Raw genomic sequence first — 21491 nt, 5'->3', positions numbered from 1 at the left:
GCCAGAAAGTCAGCGGGCGAGCTAGCTATACTCAAGTGCATCGCATTTCCCCCGGAGTCCCACCATGCTCAAAGCAGCCATCGTCCTGATGCTGATTGCCACGGTCGTCAGCCTGTTCAGCGGCCTGTTTTTTCTGGTCAAGGACGACAGCAGCTCACATCGCCTGGTCATCGCCTTGAGCATTCGTGTCGGCCTTGCCGCACTTACCGTTGGCCTGATCGCTTGGGGCTTCTTCAGTGGCCAACTGGTGTCTCATGCCCCCTGGTAGTGCGCCTCAGAGTACGTAGACAAAAACAAACAGGCCGATCCAGACCACGTCCACAAAATGCCAGTACCAGCTCGCGGCTTCGAAGCCGAACTGGTGCTCGGCATCGAAGTGCCCGCGCAACACCCGCATCAGCATCACGAACAGAATCAGGGTGCCGATGGTTACGTGGGCGCCGTGGAATCCGGTGAGCATGAAGAAGGTTGCGCCGTAGATGCCCGAGCCCAGGGTCAGGCCCAGTTCGTGGTAGGCGTGGATGTATTCCTCGGCCTGGAAGCCGAGAAAGGCGCAGCCCAGCAGTACGGTCAGCGCCAGCCAGATTTTCAGCGCCCCGCGATGGCCTTTTTTCAGGGCATGGTGGGCGATGGTCACGGTGACGCTGGAGCTGACCAGGATCACCGTATTGAGCAGCGGCAGGCCCCAGGGACTGATGACGTCCTTGGGTGGCGGGAACAGCTTGGAGTCCGGGTTTTCCAGCAACGGCCAGACGAACTGGAAGTTCGGCCAGAGCATGTGCGCAATGCCCTTGGCCCCTTCACCGCCCAGCGCCGGCCCCGAGATATGCCGCACGTAGAACAGCGCACCGAAAAACGCGATGAAGAACATCACCTCGGAGAAGATGAACCAGCTCATGCCCCAGCGGAACGAGCGATCCAGCTGGGCGCTGTACAGCCCCGCACGACTTTCCTTGATCACCGCGCCAAACCAGCCAAACAGCATGTAGGCCAGCAGTAACCCCCCGACGAAAAAGATCAGCGGGCCGTGGGAATCCGGGCGCGCCGCCTTCAGGTCGTTGAACCAGGTAGCCAGGCCAAACACCGTGACGAACATGCCGACGGTGGCGATGATCGGCCATTTGCTTTGGGCGGGAACGTAATAATGCTCATGAGTTGCCATTTATTGTTCTCCTTATCGGGCACGCTTGAACGTCTAGCCACCGGTCTTTTGTGCAACGGCCACGGGTGGATGACGCGCGGTGATATCGAACAGCGTGTAAGCCAGCGTCAAGTGCTTCACATCCTTGGGCATATCGCGATCAACGATGAAACGTACCGGCATCTCGATCTGCTGACCGGGCTGCAGCACTTGCTGGGTAAAACAGAAGCATTCGGTCTTGTGGAAATACATCGCCGCCGCGCTAGGTGAAATGCTCGGCACCGCCTGGGCGCTCATCGGGTGGCTGCTGGGGTTGCGGGCGATGAAAATCATCTCGTTCACCGCACCGGGGTGGACCACGATGTCATCGGACTTGGGATAAAACTCCCAGACCATGTCGATCGCATTGGTGGACAGGAACTGCACGCGCACCTGGCGCGACTCGTCCACCTGCTGCTCGCCGGAATACTGCCCGCCAGTCTTGCCATTGATTCCCAGCGCCTTGCACATCACGTCATAGATCGGCACCAGGGCAAACCCGAAGACAAACATCGCCGCCACCACCAGCAATAAGCGGGTAACCAGTTTTTTCGTGGAGATCGAATCAGCCATGATTCACGACCTCCGCCGAGAACCCTGCCGGGGCGTTCATTTCACTTCCGGCGGGGTGGTGAAGGTGTGATACGGCGCGGGCGAGGGAATGCTCCACTCCAGGCCTTCGGCGCCATCCCATGGCTTGGCCGGTGCTGGCTCGCCGCCGCGAATGGTCTTGATCACGATGAACAGGAAGAATATCTGCGTGGCGCCAAACATGAAGGCGCCAATCGAAGACACCATGTTGAAATCGGCAAACTGCAGGTTGTAGTCGGGGATCCGGCGGGGCATGCCCGCCAGCCCGACGAAGTGCATCGGGAAAAACGCCATGTTCATGCCGATGAAGGACAACCAGAAATGCAGCTTGCCCAGGGTCTCGTCATACATGTGCCCGGTCCACTTGGGCATCCAGTAGTAGGCGGACGCGAAGATCCCGAAGATTGCCCCCGGCACCAGCACGTAGTGGAAGTGCGCCACCACGAAGTAGGTGTCCTGGTACTGGAAGTCCGCCGGCGCGATGGCCAGCATCAATCCGGAGAAACCGCCGATCGAGAACAGGATCACGAACGCCACGGCAAACAGCATGGGCGTCTCGAACGTCAGCGAGCCCTGCCACATGGTACTGGCCCAGTTGAACACCTTGACCCCGGTGGGTACCGCGATCAGCAGGGTGGCGTACATGAAGAACAGCTCGCCCACCAGCGGGATGCCCACCACGAACATGTGGTGCGCCCAGACGATGAACGACAGGAAGGCGATGCTCGCTGTCGCGTAGACCATCGAGGTGTAGCCAAACAACGGTTTGCGCGAAAAGGTCGGGATGATCGAGCTGACGGCACCGAAGGCCGGCAGGATCATGATGTACACCTCGGGGTGACCAAAGAACCAGAACACATGCTGGAACAGCACCGGGTCACCACCACCGGCGGCACTGAAGAAGCTGGTGCCGAAGTGGATGTCCATCAGCATCATGGTCACGCAACCGGCCAGCACCGGCATCACTGCGATCAGCAGGAAGGCGGTGATCAGCCAGGTCCAGACGAACAATGGCATTTTCATCAGGGTCATGCCGGGGGCGCGCAGATTGAGGATGGTGGCGATCACGTTGATCGCCCCCATGATCGAACTGATACCCATCAGGTGAATCGCGAAGATGAAAAAGGTCACGCTTTCCGGGGCGTAGGTCGTGGACAGGGGCGCGTAGAAGGTCCAGCCGAAGTTCGGTCCGCCACCAGGCATGAACAAGGTCGAGACCAGCATCAGGAACGCTGCCGGCAGCAGCCAGAAACTGAAGTTGTTCATCCGCGGCAGGGCCATGTCCGGCGCGCCGATCATCAGCGGGATCATCCAGTTGGCCAGGCCGACAAACGCCGGCATCACCGCGCCGAAGACCATGACCAGGCCATGCATGGTGGTCATCTGATTGAAGAACGCCGGCTCGACGATCTGCAGCCCGGGCTGGAACAGCTCGGCACGGATCACCATGGCAAACGAGCCACCGAGCAGGAACATCATGAAGCTGAACCACAGGTACAGCGTGCCGATGTCCTTGTGGTTGGTGGTCAGCACCCAGCGCATCAGGCCCTTGGCAGGGCCATGGGCGTGGTCATGGCCGGCATGACCATGGTCATCGATCACTGCACTCATGTCCTGACTCCTGTAGACGGATGGACTGGGCGGCTCGAGGCATCACGCCCCAAGCACTCACGGGAACATGCAATCGACCGCCTCATTTGCTTTCCTCCTGCTTGAGGGCCAGCACGTCTTTTGGCGTGACCATGTCGCCCTTGTTGTTGCCCCAGGCATTGCGCTCGTAGGTCACCACGGCAGCGATATCGACTTCCGACAGTTGCTTGCCGAACGCCGCCATGGCGGTGCCTGGCTTGCCGTGGAAGACAATGCCCAAGTGATCCGCTATGGGGCCGGTGGCAATTTTCGAGCCCTTGAGCGCCGGGAACATTGGCGGCAAGCCCTGGCCTTCAGCCTGGTGACAGGCCACGCAGGTGGTGTGATAGACCTTGTCGCCGCGCTCCTTGAGCTCCTCCAGCGTCCATTCCTTGCTGGTCAGCTCTTTGAGCTTGGCCGCTTCGGCCTTGCGCTCGGCCAGCCAGGTGTCGTAATCGGCCTGGCTTTTGACGTCGACCACAATGGGCATGAAGCCGTGGTCCTTGCCGCACAGTTCGGCGCACTGGCCACGGTAGATCCCAGGCTTGTCGACCCGGGTCCAGGCCTCGTTGACGAAGCCGGGGATCGCATCGCGCTTGACCGCAAAGGCCGGCACCCACCAGGAGTGAATGACATCGGCGGAGGTCACCAGAAAGCGCACCTTGGCACCGATCGGCAGCACCAATGGCTGATCGACCTCCAGCAGGTAGTGTTCGCCCTTGGCGCTCTGGTTGCGGATCTGCTCTTGCGGGGTGGCCAGGTTGCTGAAGAACTCGACGTCCTGGCCCAGGTATTTGTAGTGCCACTTCCACTGATAGCCGGTGACCTGGATATCGATATCCGGCTCACTGCTGTCGTACATCTTGATCAGGGTGGCGGTCGCCGGAACAGCCATGGCGACAAGGATGATGAAGGGCACCACGGTCCAGAGGATCTCGACCGTCGTACTTTCATGGAATTTGGCGGCCACCTGCCCGGTGGAGCGCCGATGCATGATCATCGACCAAAACATCGCACCGAAGACGATGATGCCGATCACTACACAGATCCAGAAAATGGTCATGTGCAGGTCGAAGACTGCGTGACTGATTTCAGTAGCCCCAGGCGCCATATTCACAGTCCAGGCGGCTTGCGCCTGGCTGAAAATCGACCACAACAGGAGGCCCATCCAGACTTGTGGATGTCGCATCATTGCGGGTTCCCCTTATCGTTCTTGTTATCCCGCCGGCTTTCACCTGCGTCCAAGGGAGCGGCTGCCTAGACTACGAACTTAAACCGCCAAGCCTTGCTGCACATGCAGTCGGGCGTCATCAGCTAACTTCATACAGAACCGAGTATAGACAGCGAGTGGGACCTCGCAACGCGATGGCGTAAATCAACTGAAACACCTGGGGCTTGCGCCGCAGGCTGCGGATGGAGAAGGATGTGACCAGGTGATGGCAAATCGATATAACTTGGATGCATCAAAGGTGAAACAATTATGACAAATACGTCTTAACGGTTTTCATAAGCAAGCTAACTTATGTCTTCCCCTATTTCCTTGCCTTCGTTTCCTGGAGTTTTCATGAACACCGCCGCATTGCGCGAGCAGATTCAACGTGCCCATTTACATGAGTCCGAAACCGGTCAGCTGACCCGTCAGCTGGAAGTCCAATTGCCCCACCTGCATGCCGCTATCCAATTGCCGGACGTCGACGCCAAGGGCGTGATGACCCGTTTTGTGGCCGCCTACATCGACCAGGTCCCGGACCTGCTCGACGCTGCCAACGAAGTCGCGCGCGAAGCCGGGATCGAATCACAGATCAAGCCGGTCCTGAAGATCGCCGAGCAGTTCTTCCTCCAACCGCCGGCAATCATGAACGGCCACGTAGGCCTGGACAGCCTGCTGGACGAAGCCTACCTGGCCCATCGCCTGGTAGAAGAAGTGAACGACCTCTACATCAAACATTTCGGCCAGCCACTGATCCCCTTGGACATGACTGTCGCCAACCTGATTGCCCACCAACTGATCGGCGAAGACTTCGCCAATCAACTGGATGAGGCGGTTCATCACGCCGTTGACGAAATGCTCAACGAAGACAGCTTCGCCCTGGAGTCCGTCGAAGCCTATCGGGAAAAACTCAACAGCCCGGACACCGGTGCCGCCTGGAAACGCTGGCCGTGCCTGTCGCGCCAACTGGGTGTGGGCCTGGAGCTGGATCAACCAGCCGCCTGACCCCTCCAACACTTGTGGGAGTAGCCTTGCTTACTCCCACAAGGACTTTGACCGGCTGAACCTCAGCCAGAAACATCACCCTGCAAGCCAGCAGCTTCCTTGGCTGAAGCGCTTTCAGTCGCCCCCTCCATGAGCCTTCCCCGGATTGATTCGGTATGGCGAAGCCTGCACGCTTTTTCAGCCGCCCCGACCAGCCACGCAAGATCTAGAAGCGCGCCTTGGGCGTCGCCATGGGGATCGGAAGGCTACCGTCCAAAGGCAAGAAGCAGCCCTTGTCCGCGTCGTAGGCTTTTATTTCACTGGATTCGATACTGTAGACCCAGCCATGGATGAACAACTGACCGTTGGCCATGCGCGAAGCCACTGAGGGGTGAGTACGCAAATGCTGCAGCTGGGCGATCACGTTTTCTTCGGTCAGCACCTGCATGCTTTCGTGTTCGGTGGCGCACTGACAGTTGTCCTGGACCATGCTTTTGGCGACTTCCGCATGAACTAGCCAGGCTTTGACCGTGGGCATCTTTTCCAGGCTCTGCGGGTTGAGGACCGCCCGCATGGCGCCGCAATCGGAGTGCCCGCAAATGATGATGTGCTGAACACCCAGCGCCAGCACGGCGTATTCGATGGCCGTAGAAACACCGCCATTCATTTGCCCGTAAGGCGGGACGACGTTGCCCACATTGCGCGTGACGAACAGGTCGCCTGGCGCGCTTTGCGTGATGAGTTCAGGGACGATTCGCGAATCGGCACACGCGATAAACATTGCCCGTGGCCGCTGGGCCGTAGCGAGCTTCTTGAAGAGTTCTTCCTGTTGCGGGAAGACCTCATGATGAAAATGCAGAAAGCCGTCAACAATGTGCTGCAGCGCTGCTTCGGCGCTTTCAGCCTCTGGAAGGGCTGAAGCCGATGCAGCCAACGGTGGCTTGTCTTTGTCACTCATCACTCATCCTCGTTGGCACATTAGGGGGGTGCCCCAGAGTTTACATCACTCAGGTGCAATGCAAACGACGGTGGCGTCACCCACAAAGAACAAGCCAGACACCGCAATAACCCTCGGACTTAATTGAGACTGAACAAAGGCAATTGAGCAGCATATGCGACAGTTCAACACTTGTGGCACGAACAATCGCTACGAATACATTAACAGCAACACCTAATCCTGACTGGGCAGCGAACAACTTTTATGCCTGGCTCAAGAAACAAAAAGAAAGGCTTTAAGCCTACTTTATTCTGAAATTCTCATTAATCTAACCAGCAAGTGCACCAGCACTTGAAAACTAAAAACACCTTCAAAGGAATGAACCCAATGACTGCTTTTGTCGAAACCATGAACAAACTTCGCGCCCACCACAAATCCGTGTTGGCGGGTGGCAAACAACAACCCGCTCGTAGTTTCTCCATGCCCAATGCTACCCAACTAGATGACGTTTCCCCAGATGAAACAATCGCACTGGAAGAACTGAAATCGACAGCAAAAATGCTGGCTACCACCCAGAATCAGAGCGTAGAACTCAGCATTACCAACGACGCCCAAAACTTGAGCAACGCTGCGGGTGATGCAGCTGCCATTGCGACATTCAAACAGCAAATGAATGAAAGACGCGCCTACGAAAAAGATCAATCCGAAAAAAATATTGACCGGATTTTCGACAAGGCCATTGAAATCGGCGAGCGGCATCCGAAAGCACAAAAAGCAATAATGTCCACAACTGATATGATTTTCAGCCTGTTCCGAATCATGTCGGAAAAACTCAATGCCTTCATTACAAAAGTTGTAGCCGAAACTATCACGTGGGTTAAAAACGCCTTCGCCGATATCAAGTCGACTTTCAATAATATTAGCGGCTGGATTCAAGGCTGGTTTACCAGTTAATTAATTACGCTAGTAACTCTGAGCACCCGACGTCCCAGTGCTGTAATCCAAGACCAAGGACAGGCTTGGCGAGTTACGGTCAACCTGGGGCGTCGGTACATTATCCGTCTACCGACACCCCCTTGATACCTGAGTAGTTGGCCGAAGGTCTGGTTAAGCGAAGCTGGCGCAACCAGCGGCTGGTAATACGTATCTCAATCGGAATCGACCACCTGGCAACAAGCGCCACAAGCAAAAAAACCGACAATAACGTACCGTTACGCATATTACGTACCACGATAAAACAGGCCTAATCGTTATCTACAACAACGACATCTGCGCACCCGGAGGACAAAAAGCCGTGCAATCGAGGTTGAACCCCTCACGCTGATTCAGCCCCAGCCGCTTCATGGCCTTGGCAAACCGTTGTGCCAGCAAGTCAGCGAACGGCCCCTCACCGCGCATTCGCGCGCCAAAGCGACTGTCGTACAACTCGCCACCACGACTCTGGCGGATCAGGCTCAGCACATGCGCCGCTCGTTGCGGGTAATGCGCCGCCAGCCATTCCTCGAAGAGCGGTGCGACCTCCAATGGCAGGCGCAACATCATGTAGGCCGCACTCTGGGCACCAGCCGCCTGGGCAGCCGCCAGCAGACTCTCCAACTCGCTATCGTTGATCATCGGAATCATTGGCGAGCACAGCGCGCCCACCGGAATACCTGCCTCACGCATCACCCTGATGGCCCGCAATCGTGCCTTGGGCGCCGCTGTACGCGGTTCAAGAATGCGCTTGAGCTCATCGTCCAGACTGGTCAGGCTGATCATCACCGCCACCAGCCGCTGCGAAGCCAATTCGGTCAACAGATCCAGATCGCGCAGGATCAGCGACCCCTTGGTGATAATCGTCACTGGATGCCGATAGCGTAGTAGTACCTGGAGAATTTGCCGGGTAATTCGGTGTTCGCGCTCGATCGGCTGATAGGGGTCGGTATTTGAGCCGAGATTGATCGGCGCGCACCGGTAGCCACGCTTGGACAGTTGCTCCTCAAGCACATCGGCGGCGTTGGTTTTGGCAATCAGCCGGGTCTCGAAATCCAGACCGGGGGATAGGTCCCAATACGCATGGCTGGGCCGCGCGTAACAGTAGATGCAACCGTGCTCACAGCCCCGATAAGGATTGATCGAACGGTCGAAGGGTAAGTCTGGCGAGTTGTTGCGGGTGATGATGGTCTTCGCCGTTTCAATGCGCACCTCGGTGCCTTGGGTCAGCGGCACTTCCTGGTACCAACCATCGTCTTCGGCGACTGAGCAGCTCGACGCGAAGCGGTTGTGCGGGTTTGTTGCGGTACCACGACCGCGCGGGGGTAATGGCGAATTCATGGCGGAGCCCTTTGACTGTATGAATATACAGTACACCCCGAACCATTCTCCGCCTAGTGCCGTTCGGCACCTTCGCAACGCTAATGAGCGCTCTTATAACAACACAATGAACTTGGCGACATGCTGCGTTACAACAATGAAGTGGCGATCGTCATGTGCACCTCGATAGTATCCAGAAGCTCGTTTATAACTTTGATCATTATTTAAAAGGATTTAATAATGTCGTACTTCAATCGTCGTGGTATTTTTCTGCAAAAACTGGGTCCCACTGTGGTCGATCCAAATGAAGTCCTGGTGTCCATGCAGTTTGCATTAAAAGAGTCAGGCTGGGATCCACAAAACGAGGCGCCGACCGAGGCGCTGCTGGACTCCACCACAATTATTGCGTCCTCCTACGATGGCGGCCAGTCGTTCAGCATTGCCAACATCAACAAGGATGTCGATGATGACCGTGATATCGATGAGGATGACAAGGCAAAACTCCTGGCCTTGGCAAAAGCCTACGCCAGTATTACCAGTCCTTGAATTGAACTTATAAGTCGAATGACATTAAAGTGGATTAAAGTTAATGGCTGATCATAAATCAGCACATTAGCCTGAACAAAGCCGGCTTCTCAGAGAGCCGGCTTTGTTAGTTGCCGTTACTGTGCCTCGTCAGTTTTTTTCTTCAACTTCGGGTTCACAAAGAACTGCACAGTCTGAACCTTGGTATCAGCCACCTTCACAGCACCGGTGTTGACCCGCGTCCCCAACTCCTTGGGAACCGACAGACCCTGCTCATTGAGTGTGTCCGAGTAACCGCACGCCACGCATTCGCGGTGCGGTACGTCGTCTTCACTCCACATCATCAATTTGTCCGGCTCGCTGCACGCCGGGCACACTGCTCCAGCGATAAAGCGCTTCTTGGTTATGCTCACAGGCCCATCACTCATGCTGCCGCGCCCTCATCCAGGCCGCTGTGGCGCAAGAGTGCGTCAATCGACGGTGCACGTCCGCGGAAGTCGACGAACAGCACCATTGGCTCCTGGGAGCCTCCACGCGCCAGGATCGCCTCACGGAAGGCCCGACCGGTCGCAGCGTTGAGTACACCTTCCTCCTCAAATCTGGAGAACGCGTCAGCCGACAGCACTTCCGCCCATTTGTAGCTGTAGTAACCCGCGGCGTAACCACCGGCAAAGATGTGCGCGAAACTGTTGGGGAAGCGGTTGTAGGCCGGCGCACGCATGACCGAGACCTCATCGCGCACGCCTTCGAGCACCTGCAGCACGCTGCGACCATCGCCGTGGGTGGCGTGCAGTTCGAAGTCGAACAGGGAAAACTCCAACTGACGCACCATCATCAGGCCCGACTGGAAGTTCTTCGCCGCGAGCATTTTCTGCAGCAAGTCCTGTGGCAGTGGCTCGCCAGTTTCATAGTGACCGGAAATCAGCGCCAGGCCTTCCGGCTCCCAGCACCAGTTCTCCATGAACTGGCTCGGCAACTCGACCGCATCCCAGGCCACACCATTGATACCGGATACACCCGCATGCTCGACTCGGGTCAGCAGGTGATGCAAGCCGTGGCCAAACTCGTGGAACAGGGTGGTGACTTCATCATGGGTCAATAGCGCCGGCTTGCCACTGTCGGCCGGGGTGAAGTTACACACCAGGTTGGCTACCGGGCTTTGCAGAACACCCTCGGCAGTGCGACGACGGTCGCGGGCACCGTCCATCCAGGCACCACCGCGCTTGTTGGCGCGCGCGTACAGGTCGAAGAAGAAGCGGCCAACGTGCTCGCCGTTTTCCTTGATTTCGAATAGGCGAACATCCGGATGCCAGGTGTCGAACCCCGTCTGCTCGGCGATCTCGATGCCGTACAGGCGCTGGACGATAGCGAACAGACCGCCCAGTACTTTATCGATCGGGAAGTACGCGCGCAGCGCCTCTTGAGCGACGCTGTAACGCTGCTCACGGAGTTTTTCCCCGTAGAAACCACTGTCCCAGCTTTGCAGGTCAGCACAGCCCTGTTCGGCCGCATAGGCCTTCAACTGCTCCAGATCCTGGGCGGCGAACGGCTTGCTGCGCTTGGCCAGGTCCCGCAGGAAGCTCAGGACCTGATCGCTGGACTCCGCCATTTTGGTCGCCAGGCTCAGTTCCGAGAAACTGCTGTAGCCCAGCAGCCGGGCCAGTTCCTGACGCAAGTCGAGGATCTCTTCCATCACCGGCCCGTTATCGTTCTGACCGGCGTTGGGACCCTGGTCCGACGCACGAGTGCAGTAGGCGGCGTAGACTTCTTCGCGCAATGCACGGTCATGGGCGTAGGTCATTACCGCGAAGTAGCTGGGAAACTCCAGGCTGATCAACCAGCCATCCAGCTCCTTGGCTTGCGCCGCGGCGGCCATTTGCGCCTTGGCCGAATCCGTCAGGCCGGCGAGGGCGGCCTCCTCGGTGATGTGCTTGGTCCAGGCCTGGGTGGCATCGAGCAACTGGTTGGAAAAGCGGCTGCCCAGTTCAGACAGCTTGCTCTGCACCTCGGCATAACGCTTTTGCTCAGCCTCCGGCAGGTCGATACCCGACAGGCGGAAGTCCCGCAGGGAATGTTCGAGGATGGTTTTTTGCGCCACATCAAAGCCGGCCGCCTGCGGGCTGTTGGCCAGGGCTTCGAAGGCCTGGAACAGTTCACGGTTCTGCCCCAGCTCGGTGGAGTAGGCGCTCAGCGCTGGCAGGCAGGACTCGTAAGCTTCACGCAACTCGGCGCTGTTGCACACCGCGTTAAGGTGGCTGACCGGGCTCCAGGCGGCGCCCAGGCGGTCGTTGAGCTCATCCATCGCCAGCACCAGGCCGGCCCAGGTCGGTTCAGTGCCCTGGGTCTTGAGGAGGTCGGCAATGGCAGCGCGGTTGTCCGCGAGTATCTGTTCGATGGCCGGTTGTACATGCTCGGCGCGGATCGCCGAGAACGGCGGCAGGTCGTAGGACTGCAAAAGAGGGTTGTTCACGCTCACGGTTGGCACCTTGGCTGGAAGAAACATTGCCCCATCTTAATTACAATCGACGCCAACCGCAGCTATCAGCAACAGAGAGAGAGCCTATCGTGTCCCTTCGCAAGTATCAGAACCACACTCCCGTGCTCGACCATGGCGCGTTTGTCGACGGTTCGGCAGTGGTGATCGGCGACGTCGAAATAGGCGCCGACAGCTCCGTCTGGCCGCTGACCGTGATCCGCGGCGACATGCACCGCATCCGCATTGGCCAGCGCACCAGCGTGCAGGACGCCTGCGTACTGCACATCACCCACGCCGGACCATTCAACCCGGACGGTTTCCCGCTGCTGATCGGCGATGACGTGACCATTGCCCACAAAGTCATGCTGCACGGCTGCACCGTCGGCAACCGGATTCTGATCGGCATGGGCAGCATTGTGATGGACGGTGCCGTGGTCGAGGACGAGGTGATCATCGGCGCGGGAAGCCTGGTGCCGCCAGGTAAACGCCTGGCCAGCGGCTTCCTGTATGTGGGCAGCCCGGTAAAACAGGCCCGGCCGTTGACCGACAAGGAGCGCGCATTCTTTACCTACAGCGCGGCCAACTACGTCAAGCTCAAAGACCTGCATCTGGCCGAAGGCTACGACCAGCTCTGACTCTCATTCGGGAATTTTCATGCATTACCAAAGCGTTTTATTCGACCTTGATGGCACCCTGACCGACCCGCGCGAAGGGATCACCCGTTCCATCCAGTACGCCTTGGGCAAACTGGGGATCGATGAGCCGGACCTCGGCAAACTTGAACACTTCATCGGCCCGCCCTTGCTGCAGGCCTTCATGCAGTTCTACGCCTTCGACGAGGCCAAGGCGTGGGACGCGGTGAACTTCTACCGTGAGCGCTTCAAAGTCACCGGGCTCTATGAAAATCGGGTGTTCGATGGCGTCACACCACTGCTGGAAACCTTGAGCGGGCAGGGGCGAGAGCTGTATATCGCAACGTCGAAACCCTGGATCTTTGCCCGGGAGATCGCACGCCACTTCGATTTCGACCGACACTTCAAGGTGATCTACGGCAGTGAGCTGGACGGCACCCGCACCGACAAGGTCGAACTGATTGCCCACCTGGTGGCCGAGGAGGGGCTGGACCCAAGCAGCACCCTGATGATCGGCGATCGTAAACACGACCTGATCGGCGCCAAGCGCAACGGCCTGGATGCCGCCGCGGTGGGCTATGGCTTTGGCAGCCTTGAAGAACTGAACGCCGAGCACCCAGCGTACTACTTCGAAACGCTGGCGCAGTTGCATCAAGCGTTTTTGCGCGACGATTAAGATTGTCATCGCGGGCAAGCCTTGATGCTACAAGCGCCCCCCTTGGAGCGAGGCTTGCCCGCGATGGCTTCCCTCAGCCAGACAACGACCTCAGGGCCGCCTTGCGCTGCTGCGCCGGTAACGCACCTAACTGTTCGACGGCGGCGTAAAACCTCTGCCAATCCCCCGCCGACTGCCTGAACAACTGGGCAAACGCCGGCACCCATTGCTCGTACAGACCGAAGGGCAGCAGACGCGCGTTGTTCATGGGGGCGTAGATCCAGGCGTCGTAACGCTTATCGCCGGCCCATTGGCTGTCACGTAGGGTTCGGTAGTCGCTGCGCAAGCGCTCGAACTCGGCGTTTTTGCGCTGGCGCATCTGCCCACTCGGCAAGGGCAGGGCGTACAGGGCCTCCAGGCGCGTGCGACAGTCCAGCAGCAACTGGGTGAACTGCTCGCGCTGTCGCACCCGGGCGTCGATGGCCGGGGGTAACCCGCGGGCCAAGCTCCATTGCCGAGTGCCTTGCTGCTCAACGAAGGTGGCAAACGACTCGTTGAACTCAGTGTCGTCCTGCAGATAAAAACGCTGATGCGCCAGCTCATGAAAAATCAGGCTGGCCAGGCGCTCGTCGCCCCAGCCCAGCATCGAATTGAGGATCGGGTCATTGAACCAACCCAAGGTTGAATAGGCCTCCACGCCACTGATCGAGACATCCATGCCCTGCAGTCGCTGCAGGGCTGCCTCGCCCCGCGCCGCACTCTGGCGGTAGTACCCGCGGTAGGCCACGCACCCGGCAATCGGGAAGCAATGGTTCTGCGGGCTGAGGGAAAATTCCGCAGTGACGAACACATTCCACACCACATAGGGGCGACCTAGGTCTGCGTAGAGGCGATAGCTCAGGTTGTCCGGCAGGTGCAGGTGCTGGCTGGCGAAGTCGCGAGCCTTTTGCGATTGCTCCAGGTGCGCGCGCAATGTCGCGTCGCTTGCCGGGTCAGCCAGCACCTTGCTGACCGGCTCGCGAGCCCGCAGCAACTGCCACTGACCGCTGGCCAACTGGCTGTAGTAATCGACGCTGGCACAACCGTTGAGCAACAAAAACATCATAGCCGGAAACAAAACGCGCAAAACGCGATCAAGTAACCGATGGCTTGGAAGCAGCCTGATCACATCGAATCATCCTTGGGGAGTCTGCCCGCAAGACTATCTCGCCTGACTGGAGCTTCGCTATGCGCGTGTTACTGCTGACTGGAGGCCTGCTGATGCTGGCCGGCTGTGCTGGATTGCCCCAACCCGACCCGACGCAAGCCTGGATCGACCTTGCACCTCACCCTGAAGACACTGCATTGCAAGCGCTGGAGGTGGATGACAAAGCCTCTGTGGACAAACGCTACTTCCAGGTTCCGCCCGGCCGCCATGAACTGACGGTGCGTTATCAGTTCACCGTCGATCCAACCAACATCGGCCCAGACGCCGAGCCGTTGTGGCGAGATTGTCAGTTGAGCGTGAAATTCAACGACTTCAACGCTGGCCAGCGCTATCAGTTGCAGGCTGGCAACATTGGCTTCCGTCCCTGGGCCAAACTCTATGACGAACAGCGCAAAGTGGTTGGCCAGGCGCAACCAGCGGGCTGTCAGCGCAGCTGATCGGCGCTATGCTGAATGCCTGACCACCCGGAACTGAATCATGCACAGGTATTTGCTGTTCTTTGCCCTCGGCGCATTGTCTGCGTGCGCCGCCAGCCCCCTGCCGGATGTCAATCCGAACATGGCCTGGGTCGACTTCGCCATGCCAACCCCCGGCGGAAAAGTCCTGATGGCCGAGCGCCTGGACAATCAACCACAGCGTGATGGGCGTTTTTTCCAGGTCACGCCGGGCAGCCATGAACTGACCGTGCGTTTTGACTTTGAAGTGTTTGGCGGTGGCATGGGCATGAACACCGACCCGCAGGAGCGGTTGTGCTACATGACCATCCCTTACGAGCATTTCGAAGCGGGCCAGCGTTACCGGCTCGAGGCCCGCTCACTGGCCTTTACCCCCAGCGCCCGGCTGTACAACGCCCAGCGCCAGCTCGTTGCCGAAGAACGTCAGGTCAATTGCGTGCCCTGAGGCGTCTTAGCGGTCGTTCTTTTGATAGATGATTTTTTTGCTACCGCCCTCGCAGGTGCCGACCACCATGTTCTGGTCATGCACGTCATCATTGCTGACAATTTCCAGCGTATAGGACGATACGTTGTTGGCCTGGATCTTGGCTTCGATCTCGGCCTTGAGTTCTTCGCACGGTTTTGGCGCCGCCAGGGCCGATGTGGCCAGCGCACCGCAGATAACCGCCAAGGCAAAACGTTTCATGGTTGAAGCTCCCTTGAAGCAGCGCGCACGGGTGTGCGCTTGGGCTGCTGTCATTTATTCGACCACAATTTCGCCCTGGGAGTTCTGATTTGTAGGAGTCGGCTTGTTGGCGAATCTGCCAACTCGTGGTGTCAGACAGGTCCGTTTCGCTGGCAAGCCAACTCCTATGTGGGGGAGGAGAGGTTCAACTGACGAGCGTGCCATCCAGGGTGATTGTCGCGTTCAGCACCTTGGACACCGGGCAACCTTCCTTGGCTTTTTTGCTCAACTCGTCAAATTGCTGCTGGCTGGCGCCGGGGATTTTTGCCTTGAGAATCAGGTGCACGGCGGTAATCGCAAAACCACCGTCGACCTGATCCAGGGTCACCTCTGCCTGCGTATCAATGCTCTCGGCCTTAAGGCCGGCGTCGCCGAGAATCATCGAAAAGGCCATGGAGAAACAGCCTGCATGTGCTGCGCCGATCAGTTCTTCGGGGTTGGTCCCTTTACCACCCTCGAAACGCGCCTTGAAGCCGTAGGGGGCTTCCCTGAGGACCCCGGTTTCCGTGGAAATCGAGCCGATCCCGGTTTTCAGGTCACCTTCCCAATGTGCCGATGCTTTCTTCTTGATGCTCATGTGTGCCTCCTCAAGATCCGGCGCGAGAGTCGCGCCTTGATGGTTTTTGGTAGCTAAGGGTTCTGAGGATAGATGGCCGGACAAAGTTCACCCTGTCGGATAGAACCGCTTATCTGGTAGGCATTTTCCGGTCAGCTATTGAAACTCGGGTATATGCCCACATTGCATAGAACAGGCTTATACATTCGGCAGGTTTTCGTTAGTGAGAAAAGCCTGCATACCCCTTGGAGACGCAGGCTTATGAAACAACTGTCCGATATCAAGTTCTCGACCCTCGACCTGGTGCCCGTACGGGAGAACGGCAGCCCGGCCCAATCCTTGCGCAACTCGCTGGACCTGGCGCAGCACGTCGAAAAATGGGGTTACAACCGCTTCTGGGTCGCCGAGCACCACAACATGGACGGCATTGCCAGCTCCGCCACCTCGGTGTTGCTGGGTTATCTGGCCGGCGGCACGTCGAGTATTCGTGTCGGCTCCGGCGGGGTAATGCTCCCCAACCATGCGCCACTGGTGATCGCCGAACAGTTCGGCACCCTGGAAAGCCTCTATCCGGGCCGGATCGACCTCGGCCTGGGCCGTGCCCCAGGTTCCGATCAACTGACCGCTCGCGCCTTGCGTCGCGAACGTTCCGGCAGCGCCGATGACTTCCCCGAAGACGTCGCCGAACTGGTGCGCTACCTCGGCCCCCGCACACCGGACCAACGCATCATCGCCATGCCCGGTACCGGCACCAACGTCCCGGTGTGGCTCCTGGGTTCCAGCCTGTTCAGCGCACAGCTGGCGGGCGAACGCGGCTTGCCCTACGCCTTTGCCTCGCATTTCGCACCGCGCTACATGCACGAGGCGATTCGCGTCTATCGCAATCACTTCAAGCCATCAGCGGTCCTCGACAAGCCCTATGTGATGCTCGGCGTACCACTGGTCGCCGCCGACACCGATGAGCAGGCCGAGTACCTGGCTACGTCGGTCTACCAGCGCATCCTCGCGCTGATGCGTGGGCAAAGCCTGGTTCAGCGCCCGCCCGTCGAGAGCATGGACGGCCTGTGGTTACCCCATGAGAAACAGGCAGTCGGGGATTTCCTCGGGCTGGCCATGGTCGGCAGTCCGGCAAAAATTCGCGGCAAGCTGGAAGTCCTGATCGAACAGACCCAGGCCGATGAATTGATCTTCACCTGTGACCTGTACGAGCACGCCGATCGCCTGCACTCCTACGAGCTGCTGGCGCAGGTGATGAGAGGCTGAGCACTTACCCCGCGCCCATAAAAAAGCCGACGCCAAAGCGTCGGCTTTTCACTTGCAGCGAATTCAAACTACTTCTTGTAGACGATTTCCTTGGAACCACCTTCACAGGTGCCTACGACTTTACCGTCAGCCGCAGTGCCCTTGTCGACGATTTCCAACGAATAACCTGACACGCCCTTGGCATCGAGTTTCGCTGCAATTTCCGCTTTCAGTTCTTCACAAGGCTTGCCGGCCGCAAGGGTTGTTCCTGCGATGCTCAGCAAACCAATAGCCAGAATCAACTTCTTCATCGGTCACATTCCCTGGTCGGATCAATAGGATTAGCGTTTAGCCCAAGGCATCAGCGCTCGCAGATTAAGTAGCGCTTTGCCACTCCCTATGGCAATCGGCCAGCTCACAAGTTCAGAAATCTAGTTCATCTTCAGCTATTCGCAATCCGGAACCCGACCTTCAGCGTCACCTGGAAGTGCGCAGCCTTGCCGTCCTTGATGTGGCCTCGGGTTTCAGTGACCTCAAACCATTCCAGGTGCTTGATGCTTTTGCTGGCCTCAGCCAAGGCATTGTTGATGGCGTCCTCGATACTGGTGGGCGAGGAGCCAACCAGTTCGACTTTCTTGTACGTGTGGTGGTCTGTCATGGCGATCTCCTTGGGTGTTCCTACAGCCTAGCAGTGATTTTCGGTATTTCTTCTGTGGGCATTTCTGCTGCTAAGGTTCATATTTTCTGCACTTTCGCGAACCGCTGGAGTCGGAACCAACACACGCTACTCAATCAATGCAGGAGAGCCACCATGGCCAACACCTCTTTACGTAAAGCCTCATTGCAAAGCATGGAAGCCGAGATCGAGAGTCTGCTCAAGTCGTTGGAAAGCCTGAAAAGTGATGCCTCGGACGAGTCGCTGAAAACCCTCAAGTCCCTCAAAAGCAATGCCGAGAGCGCGCTGAAACACTCGCGCAGCCTGCTCAGCGATGCCTATACAGAAGTCAAAGTGAAAACCCGTGAGACCGGGATCGCGACCCGCGATTACGCGCAGGAACACCCCTGGACCACCGCGGGTGTAGCCGTCGGGGCCCTGGGTTTGCTGGCGGCCTACCTGCTGTGCAAACGCGGTGATTAATCTGCCTGGCGCAGCTCGTTTTTGAGCCACTGCGCCAGCTGCCGAGCGCGTCCGTCCGCGGCGCGCTTGGGTAACCACAACGCCAGTTGCGCCGGGGTTTGAGAAAACCCCCACGGCGCAACCAGGCGACCCGCCTTCACGTCCTCGGCCACCAATGGCTGTGGGGCAATCGCCACACCCAGCCCGGCCACGGCCGCCTCCAGCAAGTAATACAAATGCTCGAAACCCTGGCCGAACTTCAAGGCCCCGGGGTCGAGTTGATTATGCTGTGCCCAGCTGGGCCAGGCTTGCGGTCGCGATGTGGTATGCAACAAGGGTAATTCGAGCAAGGCACTGGCCGGCGCATCACGCAGCGACTCATACCCGGAGAAGCGGGGGCTGAGCACCGGGCCGATTCGTTCGCTGGTCAGTTCATACACCTGCATATCCGCAGGCCATGGCGGCTCGGCGAATACCAGCAAGGCATCCAGGCCCGGACGACGCGGATCCAGGTCACCTTCGCCGGCCGACAGGTGCAAGCGCAAATCCGGCAGATCGGCATTCAACCGCCCCAGGCGCGGAATAAACCAACGAGCCAGCAGACTACCGGAGCAGCCCAGGACAAAAGGCGCCTCGGCGTGGCCCTGAGTCAGCTCACCGCAGACCGTGCGCAGGCGCTCGAATGCCTCAGTGCTGGCATCGCGCAGGCGTACGCCGGCATCTGTGAGTTTCAGGCCGCGTCCGTCCTTGACGAACAGACTCACCCCCAAGTGCTCCTCGAGCACTTTCAGCTGCCGGCTGACTGCTCCATGGGTAACGTGCAATTGCTCCGCCGCCTGACTGACACTGTGCAGGCGGGCAGCGGCTTCGAAGGCGCGCAGGGCGTTGAGAGGGGGCAGGTCGTGGCTCATGGTATCTGTGAGTTTTCCTGACAGGTTGTGGCGATCTTATCGGTTTTCAGCCGTCGACGTCAGGGGTAGAGTGAACGCCATTGTCACTTCACGCATTCAACTGGAGCGCCCCATGACCCAGACTAATCTGCGCAACGGCCCTGACGCCAACGGCCTGTTTGGCGCGTTCGGTGGCCGCTACGTCGCCGAAACCCTGATGCCGTTGATCCTCGACCTGGCCCGCGAATACGAAGCGGCCAAGGAAGATCCGGCGTTCAAAGAAGAACTGGCCTACTTCCAGCGCGATTACGTCGGACGTCCGAGCCCGCTGTACTTCGCCGAACGCCTGACCGAATTCTGTGGCGGCGCCAAGATCTACCTCAAGCGTGAAGAGCTGAACCACACCGGCGCACACAAGATCAACAACTGCATCGGCCAGATCCTGCTGGCACGGCGCATGGGCAAAAAACGCATCATCGCCGAGACTGGCGCCGGCATGCACGGTGTGGCCACTGCCACCGTAGCCGCGCGTTTTGGTCTGGAGTGCGTGATCTACATGGGCACCACCGACATCGAGCGCCAACAGGCCAACGTGTTTCGCATGAAACTGCTGGGTGCCGAAGTGATCCCGGTAGTGGCCGGCACCGGCACCCTGAAAGACGCAATGAACGAAGCCCTGCGTGACTGGGTGACCAACGTCGACAACACCTTCTACCTGATCGGCACCGTCGCCGGCCCGCATCCTTATCCGGCGATGGTCCGTGACTTCCAGGCCGTGATCGGCAAGGAAACCCGTGACCAGTTGCAAGCCCAGGAAGGTCGTCTGCCTGACAGCCTGGTGGCATGCATCGGCGGTGGCTCCAACGCCATGGGCCTGTTCCATCCGTTCCTCGACGAGACCAGCGTCGAGATCATCGGGGTTGAAGCGGCCGGTCATGGCATCGAAACCGGCAAGCACGCCGCCAGCCTGAACGGCGGGGTACCTGGTGTACTCCACGGCAATCGCACCTTCCTGCTGCAGGACGACGACGGCCAGATCATTGATGCCCACTCGATTTCCGCTGGCCTCGACTATCCGGGCATTGGCCCTGAGCACGCCTGGTTGCATGACATCGGTCGCGCCCAGTACACCTCAGTGACCGACGATGAAGCCCTCGACGCGTTTCACAAGTGCTGCCGCCTGGAAGGGATCATTCCGGCACTGGAAAGCGCCCACGCCCTGGCCGAAGTGTTCAAGCGCGCACCGACCTTGCCCAAGGATCACCTGATGGTGGTCAACCTGTCTGGTCGTGGTGATAAGGACATGCAAACCGTAATGTTCCACATGGAACACTCTCAGCAGGAGAAACACTGATGAGCCGCCTGCAAACCCGTTTCGCCGAACTCAAAGAGCAAAACCGTGCGGCCCTGGTGACCTTTGTCACTGCTGGCGACCCCAGCTACGACACCTCCCTGGCGATCCTCAAGGGGCTGCCGGCTGCCGGTGCCGATGTGATTGAGCTCGGCATGCCATTCACCGATCCGATGGCCGATGGCCCGGCGATTCAGCTTGCGAACATCCGGGCCCTGGGCGCCAAACAGAACCTGGCGAAAACCCTGCAAATGGTTCGCGAGTTCCGGGCGAGCAACAACGACACACCACTGGTACTGATGGGGTACTTCAATCCTATTCACTATTACGGTGTTCCACGCTTCATCGCGGACGCCAAGGAAGCGGGGGTGGATGGCCTGATCGTGGTCGATCTGCCACCTGAACATAACGGTGAATTGTGCGATCCGGCCCAAGCCGCGGGCCTGGACTTTATCCGCCTGACCACCCCGACTACCGACGACGTACGCCTGCCAACCGTACTCAATGGCAGCTCCGGTTTTGTCTACTACGTCTCGGTGGCGGGTGTGACGGGTGCAGGTGCTGCCACCCTGGAGCACGTCGAAGAAGCGGTGGCCCGTTTGCGTCGCCACACCGATCTACCCATCAGCATCGGCTTCGGCATCCGTACGCCAGAGCAAGCAGCGGCGATTGCCCGCTTGGCAGATGGGGTGGTGGTGGGTTCGGCATTGATCGACCATATCGCCAATGCCACCACGCCGGACCAGGCCATTGATGGTGTGCTGAGCCTGTGTGCGGCGCTGTCTGAAGGTGTGCGCAACGCTCGCGTTGGCTAAGTCTTGATCCCGTAACAGCCAAG

General features: G+C 58.6%; 26 protein-coding genes. 12 read left to right on the top strand and 14 right to left on the bottom strand.

Annotated elements, in window-relative coordinates; all coding sequences use genetic code 11:
* Positions 1-64: 64 nt before the first annotated feature.
* A complete protein-coding gene (locus CKW24_RS02730; RefSeq protein ID WP_095165127.1) occupies positions 65-268 on the top strand; it encodes a twin transmembrane helix small protein in 204 nt (67 codons plus the stop codon).
* Positions 269-274: 6 nt separating this feature from the next.
* Here the strand turns inward: CKW24_RS02730 and CKW24_RS02725 are convergent, their stop codons facing one another.
* The 4 genes from CKW24_RS02725 to coxB all read right to left on the bottom strand — a co-directional run bounded on the left by CKW24_RS02725 (position 275) and on the right by coxB (position 4592).
* Positions 275-1162, bottom strand: a complete 888-nt coding sequence (locus CKW24_RS02725) for a cytochrome c oxidase subunit 3 (protein ID WP_095165125.1) — start codon at positions 1160-1162, stop codon at positions 275-277.
* A gap of 33 nt (positions 1163-1195) precedes the next feature.
* Positions 1196-1753, bottom strand: coding sequence for a cytochrome c oxidase assembly protein (locus tag CKW24_RS02720; RefSeq protein ID WP_095165124.1), 558 nt, complete (start codon positions 1751-1753; stop codon positions 1196-1198).
* Between the two features lie 36 nt (positions 1754-1789).
* The gene (gene ctaD, locus CKW24_RS02715) at positions 1790-3382 is read right to left on the bottom strand and encodes a cytochrome c oxidase subunit I (RefSeq protein ID WP_095165123.1); all 1593 of its coding nucleotides are present in this window, start codon (positions 3380-3382) and stop codon (positions 1790-1792) included.
* Positions 3383-3464: 82 nt separating this feature from the next.
* A complete protein-coding gene (gene coxB, locus CKW24_RS02710) occupies positions 3465-4592 on the bottom strand; it encodes a cytochrome c oxidase subunit II (protein WP_095165122.1) in 1128 nt (375 codons plus the stop codon).
* Positions 4593-4964: 372 nt separating this feature from the next.
* Between coxB and CKW24_RS02705 the strand changes: the two genes are divergently transcribed.
* A complete protein-coding gene (locus CKW24_RS02705) occupies positions 4965-5615 on the top strand; it encodes a hypothetical protein (RefSeq protein ID WP_095165121.1) in 651 nt (216 codons plus the stop codon).
* Between the two features lie 205 nt (positions 5616-5820).
* Here CKW24_RS02705 and CKW24_RS02700 read toward each other — a convergent pair whose 3' ends face one another.
* Positions 5821-6552 (bottom strand): carbonic anhydrase, encoded by a 732-nt coding sequence (locus tag CKW24_RS02700; protein ID WP_095165120.1) that lies wholly within the window; start codon positions 6550-6552, stop codon positions 5821-5823.
* A 366-nt stretch (positions 6553-6918) separates the two neighbouring features.
* Here CKW24_RS02700 and CKW24_RS02695 point away from each other — a divergent pair, with 366 nt between their 5' ends.
* On the top strand, positions 6919-7485 hold the full coding sequence (locus CKW24_RS02695) for a hypothetical protein (protein ID WP_095165118.1): 567 nt from the start codon (positions 6919-6921) through the stop codon (positions 7483-7485).
* A gap of 300 nt (positions 7486-7785) precedes the next feature.
* On the opposite strand, the gene CKW24_RS02690 is transcribed toward CKW24_RS02695, so the two are convergent.
* Positions 7786-8844 carry a PA0069 family radical SAM protein gene (locus CKW24_RS02690; RefSeq protein ID WP_095165117.1) on the bottom strand — a complete coding sequence of 353 codons (1059 nt, stop codon included), beginning with the start codon at positions 8842-8844 and terminating at the stop codon, positions 7786-7788.
* Between the two features lie 219 nt (positions 8845-9063).
* On the opposite strand from CKW24_RS02690, the gene CKW24_RS02685 reads away from it, so the two are divergent.
* Positions 9064-9369: a hypothetical protein gene (locus CKW24_RS02685; protein ID WP_095165116.1), complete on the top strand. Its 306-nt coding sequence runs from the start codon at positions 9064-9066 to the stop codon at positions 9367-9369.
* 116 nt (positions 9370-9485) lie between these two features.
* Here the strand turns inward: CKW24_RS02685 and CKW24_RS02680 are convergent, their stop codons facing one another.
* Complete coding sequence (locus CKW24_RS02680) at positions 9486-9776, bottom strand: YheV family putative zinc ribbon protein (protein WP_095165115.1); 291 nt, start codon at positions 9774-9776, stop codon at positions 9486-9488.
* A complete protein-coding gene (gene prlC / locus CKW24_RS02675; RefSeq protein ID WP_174244558.1) occupies positions 9773-11851 on the bottom strand; it encodes an oligopeptidase A in 2079 nt (692 codons plus the stop codon). Before prlC ends, CKW24_RS02680 begins: the two co-directional genes overlap by 4 nt.
* A 62-nt stretch (positions 11852-11913) precedes the next feature.
* Here prlC and CKW24_RS02670 point away from each other — a divergent pair, with 62 nt between their 5' ends.
* Together CKW24_RS02670 and CKW24_RS02665 are read left to right on the top strand one after the other, a co-directional pair.
* Positions 11914-12459, top strand: coding sequence for a gamma carbonic anhydrase family protein (locus CKW24_RS02670; protein ID WP_095165114.1), 546 nt, complete (start codon positions 11914-11916; stop codon positions 12457-12459).
* Positions 12460-12478: 19 nt separating this feature from the next.
* Positions 12479-13132: an HAD family hydrolase gene (locus CKW24_RS02665; protein ID WP_095165113.1), complete on the top strand. Its 654-nt coding sequence runs from the start codon at positions 12479-12481 to the stop codon at positions 13130-13132.
* 73 nt (positions 13133-13205) lie between these two features.
* Here the strand turns inward: CKW24_RS02665 and CKW24_RS02660 are convergent, their stop codons facing one another.
* Positions 13206-14279 (bottom strand): aminopeptidase, encoded by a 1074-nt coding sequence (locus tag CKW24_RS02660; protein WP_095165112.1) that lies wholly within the window; start codon positions 14277-14279, stop codon positions 13206-13208.
* Positions 14280-14338: 59 nt separating this feature from the next.
* Here CKW24_RS02660 and CKW24_RS02655 point away from each other — a divergent pair, with 59 nt between their 5' ends.
* Together CKW24_RS02655 and CKW24_RS02650 are read left to right on the top strand one after the other, a co-directional pair.
* Positions 14339-14755: a hypothetical protein gene (locus tag CKW24_RS02655; protein WP_095165111.1), complete on the top strand. Its 417-nt coding sequence runs from the start codon at positions 14339-14341 to the stop codon at positions 14753-14755.
* A gap of 40 nt (positions 14756-14795) precedes the next feature.
* Positions 14796-15218, top strand: a complete 423-nt coding sequence (locus CKW24_RS02650; RefSeq protein WP_095165109.1) for a hypothetical protein — start codon at positions 14796-14798, stop codon at positions 15216-15218.
* Between the two features lie 6 nt (positions 15219-15224).
* On the opposite strand, the gene CKW24_RS02645 is transcribed toward CKW24_RS02650, so the two are convergent.
* A complete protein-coding gene (locus CKW24_RS02645; RefSeq protein WP_095165108.1) occupies positions 15225-15458 on the bottom strand; it encodes a DUF1161 domain-containing protein in 234 nt (77 codons plus the stop codon).
* Positions 15459-15642: 184 nt separating this feature from the next.
* On the bottom strand, positions 15643-16074 hold the full coding sequence (locus CKW24_RS02640; protein WP_095165107.1) for an OsmC family protein: 432 nt from the start codon (positions 16072-16074) through the stop codon (positions 15643-15645).
* A gap of 240 nt (positions 16075-16314) precedes the next feature.
* Here CKW24_RS02640 and CKW24_RS02635 point away from each other — a divergent pair, with 240 nt between their 5' ends.
* On the top strand, positions 16315-17316 hold the full coding sequence (locus CKW24_RS02635) for an LLM class flavin-dependent oxidoreductase (protein ID WP_095165106.1): 1002 nt from the start codon (positions 16315-16317) through the stop codon (positions 17314-17316).
* 68 nt (positions 17317-17384) lie between these two features.
* Here the strand turns inward: CKW24_RS02635 and CKW24_RS02630 are convergent, their stop codons facing one another.
* The gene (locus CKW24_RS02630) at positions 17385-17606 is read right to left on the bottom strand and encodes a DUF1161 domain-containing protein (protein WP_095165105.1); all 222 of its coding nucleotides are present in this window, start codon (positions 17604-17606) and stop codon (positions 17385-17387) included.
* Positions 17607-17737: 131 nt separating this feature from the next.
* Entirely contained in the window at positions 17738-17953 is a 216-nt protein-coding gene (locus CKW24_RS02625) for a dodecin (RefSeq protein ID WP_029290270.1), read from the bottom strand.
* 153 nt (positions 17954-18106) lie between these two features.
* Between CKW24_RS02625 and CKW24_RS02620 the strand changes: the two genes are divergently transcribed.
* The gene (locus CKW24_RS02620; RefSeq protein WP_095165104.1) at positions 18107-18433 is read left to right on the top strand and encodes a YqjD family protein; all 327 of its coding nucleotides are present in this window, start codon (positions 18107-18109) and stop codon (positions 18431-18433) included.
* Here CKW24_RS02620 and CKW24_RS02615 read toward each other — a convergent pair.
* Positions 18430-19323 (bottom strand): LysR family transcriptional regulator, encoded by an 894-nt coding sequence (locus tag CKW24_RS02615; RefSeq protein ID WP_095165103.1) that lies wholly within the window; start codon positions 19321-19323, stop codon positions 18430-18432. The genes CKW24_RS02620 and CKW24_RS02615 overlap by 4 nt on opposite strands.
* A gap of 112 nt (positions 19324-19435) precedes the next feature.
* On the opposite strand from CKW24_RS02615, the gene trpB reads away from it, so the two are divergent.
* Together trpB and trpA are read left to right on the top strand one after the other, a co-directional pair.
* Complete coding sequence (gene trpB, locus CKW24_RS02610; protein ID WP_095165102.1) at positions 19436-20656, top strand: tryptophan synthase subunit beta; 1221 nt, start codon at positions 19436-19438, stop codon at positions 20654-20656.
* Complete coding sequence (gene trpA, locus CKW24_RS02605) at positions 20656-21468, top strand: tryptophan synthase subunit alpha (RefSeq protein WP_095165101.1); 813 nt, start codon at positions 20656-20658, stop codon at positions 21466-21468. The genes trpB and trpA overlap by 1 nt, the downstream gene beginning before the upstream one ends.
* Positions 21469-21491 lie beyond the last annotated feature (23 nt).

The sequence above is a fragment of the Pseudomonas sp. Irchel 3H3 genome, from assembly GCF_900187635.1.
Lineage (GTDB): Bacteria > Pseudomonadota > Gammaproteobacteria > Pseudomonadales > Pseudomonadaceae > Aquipseudomonas.
The sequence above is the reverse complement of the archived record's forward strand: the minus strand, read 5'-3'. Positions and strand labels throughout refer to the sequence as shown.